18 protein-coding genes and 1 pseudogene are annotated in these 14,273 nt (G+C 60.1%); 13 read left to right on the top strand and 6 right to left on the bottom strand.

Going from position 1 to position 14,273, the window contains the following annotated elements; translation table 11 throughout:
- Window positions 1-101: 101 nt before the first annotated feature.
- From GL286_RS14430 to GL286_RS14415, 4 genes are all read right to left on the bottom strand, one after another.
- Window positions 102-1,232 carry a site-specific DNA-methyltransferase gene (locus tag GL286_RS14430; RefSeq protein ID WP_155096286.1) on the bottom strand — a complete coding sequence of 377 codons (1,131 nt, stop codon included), beginning with the start codon at window positions 1,230-1,232 and terminating at the stop codon, window positions 102-104.
- 88 nt (window positions 1,233-1,320) lie between these two features.
- The gene (locus GL286_RS14425) at window positions 1,321-1,953 is read right to left on the bottom strand and encodes a ribonuclease HII (protein ID WP_155096285.1); all 633 of its coding nucleotides are present in this window, start codon (window positions 1,951-1,953) and stop codon (window positions 1,321-1,323) included.
- On the bottom strand, window positions 1,950-2,429 hold the full coding sequence (locus GL286_RS14420) for an ureidoglycolate lyase (protein ID WP_155096284.1): 480 nt from the start codon (window positions 2,427-2,429) through the stop codon (window positions 1,950-1,952). Before GL286_RS14420 ends, GL286_RS14425 begins: the two co-directional genes overlap by 4 nt.
- A gap of 49 nt (window positions 2,430-2,478) precedes the next feature.
- Window positions 2,479-3,588, bottom strand: coding sequence for an MFS transporter (locus tag GL286_RS14415; protein ID WP_246184963.1), 1,110 nt, complete (start codon window positions 3,586-3,588; stop codon window positions 2,479-2,481).
- 392 nt (window positions 3,589-3,980) lie between these two features.
- Between GL286_RS14415 and GL286_RS14410 the strand changes: the two genes are divergently transcribed.
- The 3 genes from GL286_RS14410 (at window position 3,981) to GL286_RS14400 (ending at window position 7,094) form a co-directional block, all read left to right on the top strand.
- The gene (locus tag GL286_RS14410) at window positions 3,981-4,661 is read left to right on the top strand and encodes a GntR family transcriptional regulator (RefSeq protein ID WP_246184962.1); all 681 of its coding nucleotides are present in this window, start codon (window positions 3,981-3,983) and stop codon (window positions 4,659-4,661) included.
- Window positions 4,662-4,768: 107 nt separating this feature from the next.
- Window positions 4,769-6,316, top strand: a complete 1,548-nt coding sequence (locus tag GL286_RS14405; RefSeq protein WP_155096281.1) for a L,D-transpeptidase family protein — start codon at window positions 4,769-4,771, stop codon at window positions 6,314-6,316.
- A 4-nt stretch (window positions 6,317-6,320) separates the two neighbouring features.
- Complete coding sequence (locus GL286_RS14400) at window positions 6,321-7,094, top strand: extensin-like domain-containing protein (protein ID WP_155096280.1); 774 nt, start codon at window positions 6,321-6,323, stop codon at window positions 7,092-7,094.
- Window positions 7,095-7,097: 3 nt separating this feature from the next.
- On the opposite strand, the gene GL286_RS14395 is transcribed toward GL286_RS14400, so the two are convergent.
- Window positions 7,098-8,417, bottom strand: a complete 1,320-nt coding sequence (locus tag GL286_RS14395) for a FliI/YscN family ATPase (protein WP_155096279.1) — start codon at window positions 8,415-8,417, stop codon at window positions 7,098-7,100.
- An 87-nt stretch (window positions 8,418-8,504) separates the two neighbouring features.
- Between GL286_RS14395 and GL286_RS14390 the strand changes: the two genes are divergently transcribed.
- The 10 genes from GL286_RS14390 (at window position 8,505) to GL286_RS14345 (ending at window position 14,128) form a co-directional block, all read left to right on the top strand.
- A complete protein-coding gene (locus tag GL286_RS14390) occupies window positions 8,505-8,891 on the top strand; it encodes a FlgB family protein (protein ID WP_155096278.1) in 387 nt (128 codons plus the stop codon).
- 9 nt (window positions 8,892-8,900) lie between these two features.
- On the top strand, window positions 8,901-9,293 hold the full coding sequence (flgC, locus tag GL286_RS14385; protein WP_155096277.1) for a flagellar basal body rod protein FlgC: 393 nt from the start codon (window positions 8,901-8,903) through the stop codon (window positions 9,291-9,293).
- A gap of 10 nt (window positions 9,294-9,303) precedes the next feature.
- Entirely contained in the window at window positions 9,304-9,582 is a 279-nt protein-coding gene (gene fliE / locus GL286_RS14380; RefSeq protein ID WP_155096276.1) for a flagellar hook-basal body complex protein FliE, read from the top strand.
- 1 nt (window position 9,583) lies between these two features.
- Window positions 9,584-9,850, top strand: a complete 267-nt coding sequence (locus tag GL286_RS14375) for a flagellar biosynthetic protein FliQ (protein WP_155096275.1) — start codon at window positions 9,584-9,586, stop codon at window positions 9,848-9,850.
- 3 nt (window positions 9,851-9,853) lie between these two features.
- On the top strand, window positions 9,854-10,570 hold the full coding sequence (locus GL286_RS14370) for a flagellar hook-basal body complex protein (protein ID WP_155096274.1): 717 nt from the start codon (window positions 9,854-9,856) through the stop codon (window positions 10,568-10,570).
- Window positions 10,571-10,581: 11 nt separating this feature from the next.
- Complete coding sequence (gene flgG / locus GL286_RS14365; protein WP_155096273.1) at window positions 10,582-11,367, top strand: flagellar basal-body rod protein FlgG; 786 nt, start codon at window positions 10,582-10,584, stop codon at window positions 11,365-11,367.
- Entirely contained in the window at window positions 11,368-11,787 is a 420-nt protein-coding gene (gene flgA, locus GL286_RS14360; protein ID WP_155096272.1) for a flagellar basal body P-ring formation chaperone FlgA, read from the top strand.
- Window positions 11,788-11,798: 11 nt separating this feature from the next.
- Window positions 11,799-12,551, top strand: a complete 753-nt coding sequence (gene flgH, locus GL286_RS14355) for a flagellar basal body L-ring protein FlgH (RefSeq protein WP_155096271.1) — start codon at window positions 11,799-11,801, stop codon at window positions 12,549-12,551.
- Between the two features lie 11 nt (window positions 12,552-12,562).
- Window positions 12,563-13,105 carry a hypothetical protein gene (locus GL286_RS14350; RefSeq protein ID WP_155096270.1) on the top strand — a complete coding sequence of 181 codons (543 nt, stop codon included), beginning with the start codon at window positions 12,563-12,565 and terminating at the stop codon, window positions 13,103-13,105.
- Window positions 13,106-13,168: 63 nt separating this feature from the next.
- Complete coding sequence (locus GL286_RS14345; protein ID WP_155096269.1) at window positions 13,169-14,128, top strand: glycosyltransferase family 2 protein; 960 nt, start codon at window positions 13,169-13,171, stop codon at window positions 14,126-14,128.
- Here GL286_RS14345 and GL286_RS22550 read toward each other — a convergent pair.
- A pseudogene (locus GL286_RS22550) lies at window positions 14,125-14,273 on the bottom strand (glucose-1-phosphate thymidylyltransferase); the annotation flags it as partial. The gene GL286_RS14345 and the pseudogene GL286_RS22550 overlap by 4 nt on opposite strands.

Raw genomic sequence — 14,273 nt, 5'->3', positions numbered from 1 at the left:
GGGCGCGAACAAAAAGACCCCGCCCGGCGGAGTTCCGCAGGACGGGGTTAGGAAGTCCCGGCCGCGCCAGAGCTCGCGGATCTTCGGGACGCGGCGAAACCTTAGTTGGGACGCCCCTTGTCAGCCTCCATCTCGGCACGGATCTGCTGGCGCAGCGTATCGATAGGAACCATTTTCCCCTCGCGCCGGAAGTGCCAATAGGTCCAGCCGTTGCAGGTCGGTGCGCCCTCGAGCGCCGCGCCGACCTGATGGATCGAGCCCTTGACGTCGTTGCCGATCAGGCTGCCATCGGCGCGGACCTTGGCCTTGTGGCGACTGTCCATCGAGAAAAGTTCTTCGCCGGGGCGCAACATCCCACGCTCGACCACCTGACCAAAGGGCACGCGCGGCTCGGCACGCTTGGCCTTGGTGGTGACCAAAGCCTCGTTGTCGAATTTGCGCACGCGGGAGATACGCTTGGCCGCGACCTCGCGATAGGATTCTTCGCGCTCGATCCCAATAAAATCGCGGCCCAGCATCTTGGCGACCGCACCCGTGGTACCGGTGCCAAAGAACGGGTCCAGCACCACGTCTCCGGGATTGGTCGAACCGACCAGAAGACGGTGCAGCAATGCTTCGGGTTTTTGGGTCGGATGCGCCTTTGCGCCCCCTTTGTCCTTCAGCCGTTCGCCGCCCGTGCAGATGGGCAGCACCCAATCTGAGCGCATCTGCACACCTTCGTTCAACGACTTCAGCGCTTCGTAGTTGAAGGTGTATTTCGCGTTTTCGGTCTTCGAGGCCCAGATCATCGTCTCATGCGCGTTGGTCAGGCGCTTGCCACGGAAGTTGGGCATCGGATTGGTCTTGCGCCAGACGACATCGTTCAGAATCCAGAAACCCTGATTCTGAAGTTCGGCCCCGACGCGGAAGATGTTGTGATAGGAACCGATGACCCAGATCGCCCCGTCTGGTTTCAGGATACGGCGCGCCGCAGCCATCCAGTCGCGGGTGAAGCGGTCATAAGCTGCGAAACCGGCGAACTGGTCCCAGTGTTGGTCGACAGCATCGACGCGCGAATTATCCGGTCGGTGCAATTCACCTTTCAACTGTAAGTTGTACGGTGGATCAGCAAAGATGAGATCCACACTCTTCGCCGGCAGCGAATTCATGACTTCGACGCAATCGCCGGCCAGGATCTGGTTAAGCGGTAGCTTCCGCGCAATTGCACGGTTCTTGGTGTCATGTTTTGTCATCACTGCCTCGGGTTTCGGCTATTCGACTGCCGATCTTGTTGTGGCGATGATGATTCACTGCCGATTCGGCGTCAAATTCTTTTTTGAATCAAGAACTTGTCAACAGGCCTTTACACAAGATGTTGTGGATGGGTGCAAAGCTGCGCCTATGATGTGGGGTCACGCCCAGATCTAGCAGCGCCTGGCGGTGTGCTTTCGTCGGGTAACCGGCATTGCCTTCCCAGCCATATCCGGGGTGCTGTTGCGCCAAATCCACCATGATGCGATCGCGTGCAACTTTTGCGAGGATCGAGGCGGCAGCAATCGACAGGCTTCGCGCGTCACCCTTGACCACCGCCTGCCCCGGCTGTTCGAGATCCCGCGGCAACAGGTTGCCGTCCACCAGCACCATACATGGCCGCTGACGCAGGCCGGAAATCGCCCGACACATCGCCAGATGCGACGCGCGCAAGATGTTCAACTCATCAATCTCAGCGACGGTCGCATGGGCTACGGCCCAGTCGCATCCCGCCATGATTGCATCGGCCAACGCATCGCGCCGCTTCGCAGTCAGCTTTTTTGAATCGTTCAGGCCTTCGGGCAGGCAGGTCATATCCAGAATGACCGCCGCCGCTGTCACCGGTCCGGCCAACGGCCCCCGGCCCACTTCGTCGACCCCGGCGACAAAGCGCGCGCCGGAATCGATTGCCGCTTGCTCAAGGGCGTAGTCCGGCAAACTCATGCCTGCACGGTCACCGGAGCAATGGCGACTTCCTCAAGGTTTACGCCCTCGCCTGTGCGGTCGACGACAAGGAAGTCCGCCGCGCGGTCCAAGGGGGTCAGCACGCCATGCCACGTTCCGGCATGCAGGTTGATTCCGACACCCGCCGGAACAAGGAATGCAATTGGCGCACCCGGTTTGCCGTTATCGTCCGGCGCAACGATGGACAGCCACGCATCCGGCCCCATCGGATAGAAGGCCTGCGAACCCAGCGGATGACGTTCGAGCAGCGCAAAGCTGTAGGGCAGACTCGCCGGTTCCGAGCGAAGGATCGAAATGATCGCCTCGCCACCGAAGCGTTCGACCGTCGCCAGAGCATGGTGCCGTTCGCAGCGGCCCTCGTTGATCATGCGGGTCGGTACATCGCGGGGGATCAGCAGTTCGCCGAACGGAGCGAACTCCTCGGCCGAGATTGGGCGCGCCTTGATACTGGTCATAAAGCTTCCTTCAACTTCCTGTAGGTTCGGTAAGACCGAAGTGATGCACCTAGCCGCGATCCATCTTCGGCAAGAATATCGTCAGCAGCCCCATCAAGGGCAGGAACGAGCAGACCGAATAGACGAACTCGATTCCCTTGGCATCGGCCAGCACGCCCAGCACCGCAGCAGCGATGCCGCCCATGCCGAAAGCAAAGCCGAAGAAAATCCCCGCGATCAATCCGGTGCGGCCCGGAACCAGTTCCTGCGCGAAAACCACGATGGCCGGAAACGCCGAGGCAAGGATCAGCCCGATGATAACCGTCAGCACACCGGTCGTCGCCAACCCGACATGGGGCAGCGCCAGAGTGAAGGGCAGAATACCGAGAATCGAGAACCAGATCACCTTGAGCGGCCCGACCTTGTCGCCAAGAAGTCCGCCCAGCATCACCCCTCCGGCCATACCGCCAAGGAACAGGAACAGCATCAGTTGCGCCTGTTGCGTGGTCAGACCGAATTTCTCGATCAGGAAGAAGGTGTAATAGCTCGAGATACTGGCCGTGTAGATGTTCTTGGTGAAGGTCAGAAGCGCAAGGATGACGATGGCCATCACCACACGGTTGCGCGGCAGCGTCGCCTGTTTGGAAGCACGTCCGCCGCCAGCCTTGCGGCGACCTTCGGCCCATGCCCCGATCCGCCACAAAATCGCCGAGCCCAGCATTGCGGCAGCCGAAAAGATCGCAATCGATGGCCGCCCCAAAGGCACAACGACGAAAGCGGCCAGTAGCGGTCCCAATGCAGTGCCGAAGTTCCCGCCTAGCTGGAACAGCGATTGAGCTGTCCCGAACCGCCCGCCCGAAGCAATCCGCGCCACGCGCGAGCTTTCGGGATGGAAGATCGAAGAACCGACGCCGATCAGCATCGCACCGATCAGCAAGACCCAATATTCATGTGCCAAAGCCAGCAACAGCACACCCGCAACGGTCGAGCCCATGCCGACCGACAGCGACTTCGGCATCGGGTTCTTGTCGGTGATGGCTCCGACCACTGGCTGCAGCAGCGACGCCGTGACCTGAAAGGCAAAGGTCATCATGCCGATCTGCCAATAGGAGAGCGTGAATTCCTGCTGCAACAGCGGATAGATCGCCGCCAGCATCGACTGCATGACGTCGTTGATCATGTGACAGGCACTGATCGCGATTAGAACGGACCATGCCGTTGTGGCGGGAGCAGACCCCCGAAATGCCGTTGCTTCCGACACGTGCAGACCTCTTGCTGAATGCCGGGACATTCAGCCGCTGCCCAAGGAATGTCAACTCGTCGGAAGGTTCACGCGATTGGTGAACGAAACACTTGACCAACGCAGTCATATTGCGTCAAAAACTTTCACCATGAGTTAATTTCGTTCCCGACGGCTTTTGTTTTCCCGCGCATTTTGCGGATAAGTCATTCCCTGTCGACCGTATCGAGTCCCCGACACCCATACGGACTATTTATAATCTTATGACTCAACATTCCCAAAGCTTCACCCTCGCCTCGGCCGTAGTTCCCATCGGCTCCAAACGCAAAGGCATGACCTGGCAAACAGTCCAAGACATCGTACTCGAGCGCATCCAGAACGGCATTTGGCCAGAAGGTGAATTGATCCCCACCGAATGCGATCTGGCGGCCGAACTGGGCTGTGCGCGCGCCACGGTCAACCGTGCGATGCAGGCTCTTGCAGAAAACGGCGTCGTTGAACGCCGCCGCAAGGTCGGCACCCGCGTCGCAACCCATCCCCGCGTTCAACTGGTCCGCACGCTTTTGCGTCGCGAACTTGAGGCCGCCGGACATGAATACGGCTACAAGCTTGTTTCAGCTAAAGAAACAATGGCGCCGAACGATGTTGCGCAGGCCATGATGCTGCGCAATTCGGAAACGCTGCTGTACAGCCGCTCGGTCTATTTCGCCGACGGCGTTCCCTATTGCTGCGAAGAACGTTGGACCAACACCTTCGCCGCATCGGGCATCACGGCCAAAGTCCTTGAAGGCATCAGCGCCTGCGAATGGCTGCTTGGCAACGTTCCGCTGAATCGGGCCAGCATGTCGGTCGGCGTCGCCACCGCGGACAGCGAATTCATCGCCCCCGCACTCAATTTGCCGCAAAGCGATCCCGTGCTGCATCTGGAGCGGCTGGAATGGCTCAATAACATGCCGGTATCGCTTTCGCGGCGGTATTTCCCCCGGGATCATCGCTTCGAAGGGCAGATCTAGGCGCAAAAAGAGCAAAGCGGAAACGCTTTGCTTGCCCCAAGGCGGCAAACGGGCCAATGCTCGACATAACAGACAAGAAACGTAATACAAAAAACCGGAATTCGAGCATGCTTCCACGCGGTTCCTTTTGCGGCGCGATTCAGCGCCTGTCTTTGGCTTCGGTCGCGATGTTGGCCGGTTTCGCCTCTGCCTCGGCCGAGGCAAACCCGCATCCTCGCCCGCCCAGCCGCGCGGCAAGCGTCAGCGCCACGCTTCCGGCACAAACCGCAGCAGTGCCCGAGGCAACCGAAACCGCGATAGGAACCACCCCTTCCACATCATCGGGCAAAAAGGCGCTCAGGGCGGTCTCTCCCGCCGAGATCGAGACCGCGATCTATAACGGCGGCGATCTGCCGGCGGGCCAGTCGGCGCTGACGGCCAAGATCCAGATCCTTTTAGACCGGTCCGGAGTTTCGCCGGGCGTCGTCGACGGCTGGCGTGGCGGTATGAGCGAAAGCGCCCTGAAGGCCTTCCAGCGCCGCGAAGGCCTACCGATGACCGGACGAATGAGTTTGGAGGTCTGGGAACTTCTGCACGCCTACGCAAACGATCCACTGACTTCGGAATACACCATCACCGACGCCGATGCCTCGGGGCTGGTTGACGGAATTCCGGCCGACTATGCCGAGAAGGCCGCGATGGAATCGCAGGGTTATACCAGCGTCATCGAGCGTCTGGGCGAGCGTTTCCACATGGACGAAAAATTCCTCGCGCTGCTCAATCCGGGCATCCGGTTCGCTCCGGGTACGACGATCAGCGTCACGAAGCCCGCGAAGCCGATCCGTGCCACCGTGACCCGCATCATCATCGACAAGGAAACCCGTCGCGTCGCCGCGTATGACGTGCGCGGGAACATGGTCGCGGATTATCCCGCGACGGTCGGATCGTCGGATACGCCTTCGCCCCATGGCACCCATCTGGTCAGATCTGTCGCTCTGAACCCGACCTATACCTACAATCCCAAACGGAATTTCCAGCAGGGCAAGAATGATCGCGTGCTTATCGTGCCGCCGGGTCCGAACGGTCCGGTGGGCGATGTCTGGATCGACCTGAGCGAACCGACATATGGTATCCATGGAACCGCGACACCGTCCCGACTGTTCGTCAACCAGTCGCATGGCTGCGTGCGGCTGACGAACTGGGATGCGCGGGAGCTGGCCCATATGGTCAAGGCGAATGTCACGACCGTCGAGTTTCTGGACGCCGGCGTCCGGATCGAGGACGTCGCCCATTCGGCACCTTCGACCACATCCGCTCCGATTTCGATCCGTGCGAGCAGGCCTCCGACCCGTTCGACCAGCTTGACGACCCGCGTGACCGACACACCCGCTGTCGCTCCGGCCGAGCCTGTGAGATCGCCCGCAAATGCAGCGGCCATCACCGCCGCCGTGCAAGAGGCCGCAGCCACTGTCGCCTCCAAAGTCGTCGGCAGCGCGCGTCCGCTGGCCGCTCCGGCCAATCGCAGCGAACCATTGACCGAAGCGCTGGCACGCGCCGAAGCCATCGCCGATCAGATGCTGTCGCAACGGGCTCAGGACGCCCAGCAGGGCGGCCATGATGCGAAGGTCGGCAGCACCACTTTGCCGCCACCCACGCAGACGAAACCGCAGCTTTGACCGAATGAGGGCATGGGCAACTATCCTGCTGATTGCATTGTTGCCCATGCCGGTTTTGGCGCAAATGGAGCGTCCCGAACCGCGACCCACCCAAAACACCGGCGTGATCAACGGCCCATCCGCACCAGCACCAAAACCCGACGCCCCCGAGACCACCTCCAAAGCACCTGCTGAGCCCGCCGATGCGCCACCCATCCATACGACATTGCGCGAGGATGACTTCGGCTACTCGGCCTGCCTGCTGGAACTGACCTTTCTTGGCGCAGATTATGACGAAATCGCCCCTGTGACCGATCCGGAGCACCGCGATTGCGGAATTGATCGGCCGATCAGACTGCGATCTCCTCTGCCCGGAATCAAGATAGCGGGCGATGCCGTGATGCGCTGCGACACCGCGCGCCATCTGTCTCATTGGTTGCGCGATTTCGTGCGTCCCGCTGTTGCCCTGCTGCCCGACCAACCCCTGCTCACAGGGATCGAGCCCGGCTCTACCTATCAATGCCGACCGACCATCGGGAATGGCGATAGCAAGATTTCCGAGCATGCCTTCGGCAATGCCTTCGATATCGCGGCCTTCCGATTCCAGGATGGCAGCCGGATCGAAATCAAGCCCCGACAGGACGAAGGCGACATGGCCGAGGCTTTCCAGCGCGCTATTCGCGGCAGCGCATGCCTGCACTTCACCACGGTTCTTGGCCCCGGTGCGAATGCCGCGCATGAAAGCCACCTGCATCTGGACATCAAGGCACGCAAGGGCGGCTATCGACTTTGCCAGTAGCCCCTAGCGGGCGGCAGGCTGCCCCAATGCCTCGGCCAGCATTTGGAAGCTCTGCCTGACCGAAGAACCCTTGCGCGTAAAGAACTGGTCCAGCGCAGGATAGATGCGGACAGCCTCGTCCAGTTTCGGGTCCGAGCCTTGCGCGTATAGCCCCGCGCGAATCATCAACTCGGACTCGGAGTAAGCGCCCAACGCGGCGCGCGCGCGGGCGATCAACGCGTTCTCGGGCTCGCTCGCGGCATGAGGCAGCGAGCGCGAGACAGAGCGAAGCACATCCACAGCCGGAAAACGCCCGCGCTCGGCAATCGAGCGATCCAGAACGACGTGACCGTCCAGAACACCACGCAGAATGTCGGCGACCGGCTCGTCCATATCCGAACCTGCAACCAGCACACTGAATATCGCTGTAATGTCGCCTGCCCCCTCCGGTCCCGGTCCGGATCGTTCAGCCAGCGACATAATCATTTGCGAAACCGAGGGAGGAAAGCCGCGATAGCTCGGGCTTTCCCCCGCCGACAGCGCGATCTCGCGATGCGCTTCGGCAAAGCGGGTGATCGAATCGGCCAGAAACAGCACATGACGGCCTTGATCGCGAAAATGTTCGGCCACAGTCATCGCGGCCCAGGCACAGCGACGGCGCATCAATGGTGACTGATCCGATGTCGCAGCGATGACCACGGAACGGGCCATGCCTTCCTTGCCCAGAACTTCCTCGACGAACTCGCGCAGTTCCCGTCCCCGTTCACCGATCAGGGCTATCACGACGACATCGGCCTCAACCCCAAGCGCGAGGGCCGAAAGCAGGGTCGATTTGCCTACACCAGAACCTGCAAAAAGCCCCATCCGCTGCCCCCGAACCAAAGGAAGAATCGTGTCAAAGACCGCAAGTCCCGTTGCCAACCGCGCGCCCAACCGGTTGCGCGAGGCAGCCGGAGGCGGTGGCGGACGATAACCGCGATCATCAAACCCTTCATATAGGGGACGCCCGTCCAGAGGCTGGCCCAATGGATCAATGATTCGCCCGATCCAATCATCAGAAGGCGCAAGGCTGGGGGCGAAAAGAAGCTCCACCTCGAGCCCGATCGCCAGACCTTCCGTCGATCCCTCGGGCAGAACCGAGGCCGTTTCTCTGTCCAGCGCCACGATTTCACCGGTCAACTCGCGACCGGAACGCCTTGAAAAGGCGACACGATCACCCACCGATGCGTGGATGTTCAGCCCTGCGACCTTGATCAGTCCGCCATGGATCCCGATCACGGTCCCGAAATAACGGACTATTTTGATCTTTTTCAGTTTCGCCGCAATTTCCTGAAATTTTGTCATCCAAATTCCCCAAAAGGCTGAGCCGCGAAACCGTTTTTAAACCTATCAGGGTTAAGACGGGGTTATCGGAACTGAGGAGAAGCCTCGATGTTTAACCGGATCGAAACCCTGCGAATGGCAAGCGCGCTCACCGCACATGCCGAAAATCGTCAGAAACTGATCGCTCAGAACGTCGCCAACGCCGATACCCCCGGCTATCGCTCGCGGGATCTGGCGGGGTTTGCCGACACCTATAGATCGACACCCTCGACCGATCTGCGCACGACCCGACCGGGGCATGTGAGCGGATCGGGTTGGGGCGGCAGCAATCGGGCTGTGGATAGCGGCGGCGAGCTCGCACCGAACGGCAACAGCGTCTCGGTCGAAGATGAAATGATCCGCATCGCGCAGGCCAAAAAGGAATTCGACCTTTCGGTGGCCATTACCCGTGCTTCGCTGTCGCTGATCCGCACGAGCCTTGGCCGCGGCATGTAAGGAGAGAAAATGACTGATCCGCTTTCTGCCGTTGATGTGGCGGCCTCGGGGATGCGCGCACAGGCCGTCCGGCTGCGCCATGTCTCGGAAAACATCGCGAATGCCGACACGCCCGGTTACCGACGCAAGCTGGTTTCCTTCCGCGAAGAAATGGATTTCGGACGCTCGACGGGCAAGGTCGAAGCCTCTCCGACGCGGCTCGACAAGCGCGAGTTGCCACGAATCTACGAGCCTTCGCATCCGATGGCCGACGAGGATGGCTACTTCTCGGGTTCGAATGTGGACCTCGTCATCGAAGTGGCCGACGCACGCGAGGCCAGCCGCAGCTACGAGGCGAATCTTCGTGTCTTTGAACAATCACGCCAGATGGGTAGCGCGCTACTCGACCTGATCCGTCGCTAAGGAGAATACCATGATTTCGCCGACACTTGCTGCATCAGCCTATGACCGTGCCCGCCCTGCTGTTTCTCCGGCGTCGGGCATCGGGCAAAGCATTAGCGCCGCCGCGACCGATTTTGCCAAGGTGATGGAGCAGGTCGATATTTCGGCGACCGGCGCGATGACCGGTGCCACCGACACCCACCAGTTGGTTCAAAGCATCGCTCGGGCCGAGATCGCCCTAGAGACCGCCGTCGCCATTCGCGACAAGGTCGTCGAGGCCTATCAGGAAATTCTTCGGATGCCGGTCTGAGATGGATGAAAATCTGCTTTTCGACCTCATGCGTCAGGCGCTTTGGACTGCGGTACGCATGTCGGCCCCCCTGCTCGCAGTCGCCTTGGTGACTGGCGTGGTGATCGGCCTGTTTCAAGCCCTGACCTCGGTGCAGGAGATGACGCTGACCTTTGTGCCCAAAGCCGCACTGATGGTGGTCGTACTTTGGGTCAGCATGAGCTTCATGACCTCGCTTCTGACCGATTTTTTCACCGATCAGATCATTCCCCAGATCATCGGAAATTGAGCCATGGATAATGCGATCTATGCCTCGTTGACCCGCCAGTCCGGTCTGATGCGCGAGATGCGCGCAATCGCGAACAACATGGCCAACGCCAATACCACAGGGTTCCGTCGCGAAGGGGTGGTGTTCTCGGAATACATGGTTCCGATCGCCTCGAATGGAGAGACCCTTGCGATGGCCAATGTGCGTGGTCGCATGGTCGATCTGGGTCAGGGCGCAATGACCCAGACCGGAGGCAAATATGACCTTGCCATCGAAGGGGACGGTTTCTTCATGGTCCAGACCCCTGACGGAGGACGGCTGACCCGTGCGGGGGCCTTCATGGCGAATGCCGAAGGCGAGATCGTCAACCCCGACGGCTACCAACTGCTCGACGATGGTCAGGCGCCTATCGTCGTACCGGCTGGCACGCGCAGTCTGGGCATCGGTGGCGACGGCACCGTCTCGGCGGATGGCGAGCCGGTCGGGCGTATCGGTGTGTTCGCGCCTCCCGATCCCTCCGACCTGCGCCACGTCGCTGGCACATTGTTCGAAACCGGGCCCAATCCGACGCCCATGGAAGAACCCAAGGTGCGGCAAGGATTCCTTGAGGAATCCAACGTCGAACCGGTGAACGAGATCGCCCGCATGATCGAAGTCCAACGCGCTTATGAAATGGGGCAGTCGTTGCTTGAACAGGAAGACCAACGCATCCGCCAGACCATCACCTCGCTTACGCGATGAAAGGATAATGCATGAAGGCCCTTCAAATCGCAGCCACCGGCATGAGTGCCCAGCAAATGCGGGTCGAGGTCATCTCGAACAACCTCGCGAACATGTCGACGACCGGCTACAATACCCGCCGCGCCGAGTTCTCAGATCTGCAGTACCAGCAGGCGACACGCCCCGGCACGCTGACCTCGACAACCGGCGCCATGGTTCCCGCTGGCGTCCAGCTGGGGCTTGGCGTACGGGCATCGGCCGTCACCGTGATGCTGGGCCAAGGCAGCCTGACCCAGACAAATGGCGATCTGGACGTTGCTATCGACGGCAGCGGCTACCTTGAAGTGGTGATGCCCTCGGGAATTTCGGCCTATACGCGCGACGGTAGTCTGAAACGCTCGGCCGAGGGCCAGATCGTGACCTCTGACGGGTTCCCGATCGTTCCCGACATCACCATTCCGCAAGAAGCACGCAGCATTTCGATCAGCCCCTCGGGCGAGGTCATGGCCTATTTCAGCGACCGCGTCGAACCTGAGAGTTTGGGCCAGATCACACTTGCAAATTTCCTGAACGAAAAGGGTCTGGAAGCCATTGGTGGCAACACCTTCCTCGAGACCACAGCATCAGGAGCCCCCTTGATTGCATCTCCCGGCGAGGAAGGCTTAGGTACGCTGCGCGCCGGCTATCTCGAGGAAAGCTCGGTCGATCCGGTCCGCGAAATCACCGAACTGATCAAGGCGCAGCGCGGTTATGAATTGAACTCGAAGGTCATTACCGCAGCCGACCAGATGCTCGGCGCGACCGTACAGGTCAGGTAGATGATCCGATTTTTTCTGGCCGCGTCCCTTTTATGCCCCATATCCGTGCAAGCAGACGCCCTGGTGGCAGCACGTACATTGCGCAGTGGCATTGTGCTTTCCCCAGAGGATATCCGGATCGACCCACTAGCCAATGGTAACCTGTCCGATCCCGAAAGCATCGTCGGGATGGAGTTGCGGGTGATGATCTCGGCGGGGCGGCCCATCGAACGCTCATATCTTGCCGCACCGCGCATCATCGTGCGCAACCAGACCGTCACGATCGCTTTCGAGCGGGACGCGCTTCGGATCGAAACGGAAGGTCGCGCGCTAAGTGCGGGCAGCGTCGGAGAAGTCATCCGCGTCATGAACAACGCCTCGCGTACGACCTTGTCCGGCCACATCGCTGCGGACGGAACCGTCGTCGTATCCCCGAACTGAAGGAACACAGATTGAGCAGGAACAAACGGAACTTGCCGCGATTGCTCTTGGGCGGACTTGCAGTTGCGACAGGCCTGTCCGCCTGCGGGCGCGCCGATCACTTGGGTCGTCAGCCAAGCATGACCAACCCCGAACAAAGCGCCGAGTTTCAAGCGATGGTTGCACCCGACGCCATGCTGACCGGCCTTCCCGAGCAGAACGAAACCAGCGCTTCGCTCTGGACGACGTCGCAGAATTCTCTTGTCGCTGATCGCCGCGCCTCGACCCGCGGCGACATCCTGACCGTCGTCATTGAGATCGACGATCGAGCCGAGATCCAGAACAGCTCGGGACGCAGCCGCAGCGCCTCGGACAAGGTCAGCATTCCGGCACTTGCAGGGTTGCCACAACGGGCAGCGTCGGTTCTTCCTGAAGGTGCATCCATGGACGAACTTGTCGAAGCCGACAGTTCCTCGACCTTCAAGGGCAGCGGGAATATCTCGCGTCGGGACAAGATGACCCTGCGGGTCGCGGCCACGGTGGTCGAGAAAATGCCGAATGGCGTGCTGCGGATCGAAGGCAGCCAGGAAGTTCGCGTGAATTTCGAGGTTCGTGTTCTGACGGTCAGCGGGTTTGTTCGCCCCTCGGATATCGGTCGCAAGAACGAGGTGGCATATGACCGGATTGCCGGAGCACGCATTTCTTATGGCGGAAGGGGACATATCAACGATGTTCAGCAACCCCGTTATGGCCAGCAGGTCGCCGACATGATCCTGCCCTACTAAGGTAACGCAATATGAAGATGTTCATCTTTTTCGTGCTGGCGATCGTCGCCTTTCTTGGTGGAGCGGTTGGCGGCGACCTTGTTCATCGGAACCGCACGGACACGGCTGCGACGACCTCCGAAAACCACACCCCAGAAACGCCAGCCGACGAAGATGCCACGGCCACGCATGAAACTGCCGCAGTTCACGAGGCCTCTCACTCAGCCGAGGCAGATGCATCCCAAGATGTCGAGGCGGACTGGTTCCGTTTTCCCAACCAGTTTTTCGTGCCGATCATCAGGAACGGAACCACCGTGGCGGTCATGGTGATGACCTTGACCCTTGAAACATCGACCGAAGCTCTTCCGCAAATCGAAGCTCAAGAGCACCGCTTGCGTGACGCTTTGCTCGGCGCACTGATGATCAAGGCAAACACCGGTGCATTCGACGGGAACTTCACCTCCGAAGCGGCCATGGCCGGTCTACGCGAGGCACTCCTCAAGGCGACGCAGATGCCGTCAGATGCCAAAGTGACAAAGGTTCTGATCGGCGATATTGCCCGCCAAGAACAGTAGGCGGCTTGGTCTGAGCGGAGTTCCGCAGTAAAGCTCAGCGAAAACCAAGCGTAGGGACGACGAATGCAGCCGTTGATCACCATCCTGATGGCGACATATAACGGCGCGAAATATCTGCCGCAGCAACTCGACAGCATTCTGGCACAGACGCATTCGAACTGGCGGCTCATCGTTTCCGATGACGGCTCGACTGACCGGACCCGCGAAATCGTCAAGGCCTACACCGGAAACCAACCGTCCGGTCGGATCGAACTTGTTGAGGGCCCCCGACTGGGAGCCACCGCGAATTTCCTGAGCCTCATCGGTCAAGCAGATCCGCATGGCTATATCGCATTTTGCGATCAGGACGATGTCTGGCACCCCCACAAGCTTGCTCACGGCGCCAGTTTCCTGACGAGTTGTGACGGTCCAGCCGTGTATGCTGCCCGTACGACGATTTGCGACGAGAATTTGAACGAGCTCGCTCCTGCACCGCATTTCAAAGGACCATTCGGATTTCGCAACGCGTTGATACAGGCCTGTCTGCCAGGCAACACGACAATCGCCAACGCACAGGCGCTCGCCATTTTGCGGGCAGCCGCCCCGGCGGCATTTGCGGCCAACGTCATCTCGCATGACTGGTTTTGCTATCAGATACTTTCCGGCGCTGGTGCACAGATACATCGGGACAGCGAACAGGTTGTCCTATATCGCCAACACCCGCAGAACGTCATGGGCCGGAACGACACGAAAGCGGCACGGGCGGCACGGGCGGCGATGCTGTTCGACGGCAGTTTCGCCGATTGGCTTGCCCGCAATCAGATCGCTCTAGAGCAAGCAAGCCATCTACTGAGTCCGGAAAACCGCCTTCTGTTACAGGACTTCGGCAAACTGATCCGGGCAAACGGTCCCGCCGCTTTGGCCAAGATGATCTCGACTCGACTTTACCGGCAAAGTGCTATCGGCACTGCAGCAGTCATGCTTGCGGCGATGGCGGGACGTTTGCGCATCCCACCAGCTGCGAAACTCGATGCGAACGCCTAAGCCGAAAGCAAGCTCGCCAGATATTTGCCGTAATCGTTCTTGCCGAATTTTTTGGCCCGCTCTGCCAGATCGTCCCGGCTGATCCAGCCTTGGTTAAAGGCAATCTCGTCCGGACAGCCGGTTTGCAAGCCTTGGCGCTGCTCAA

The sequence above is a fragment of the Paracoccus aestuariivivens genome (genome assembly GCF_009711225.1).
GTDB classification, from domain to species: domain Bacteria; phylum Pseudomonadota; class Alphaproteobacteria; order Rhodobacterales; family Rhodobacteraceae; genus Paracoccus; species Paracoccus aestuariivivens.
The sequence above is the reverse complement of the archived record's forward strand: the minus strand, read 5'-3'. Positions and strand labels throughout refer to the sequence as shown.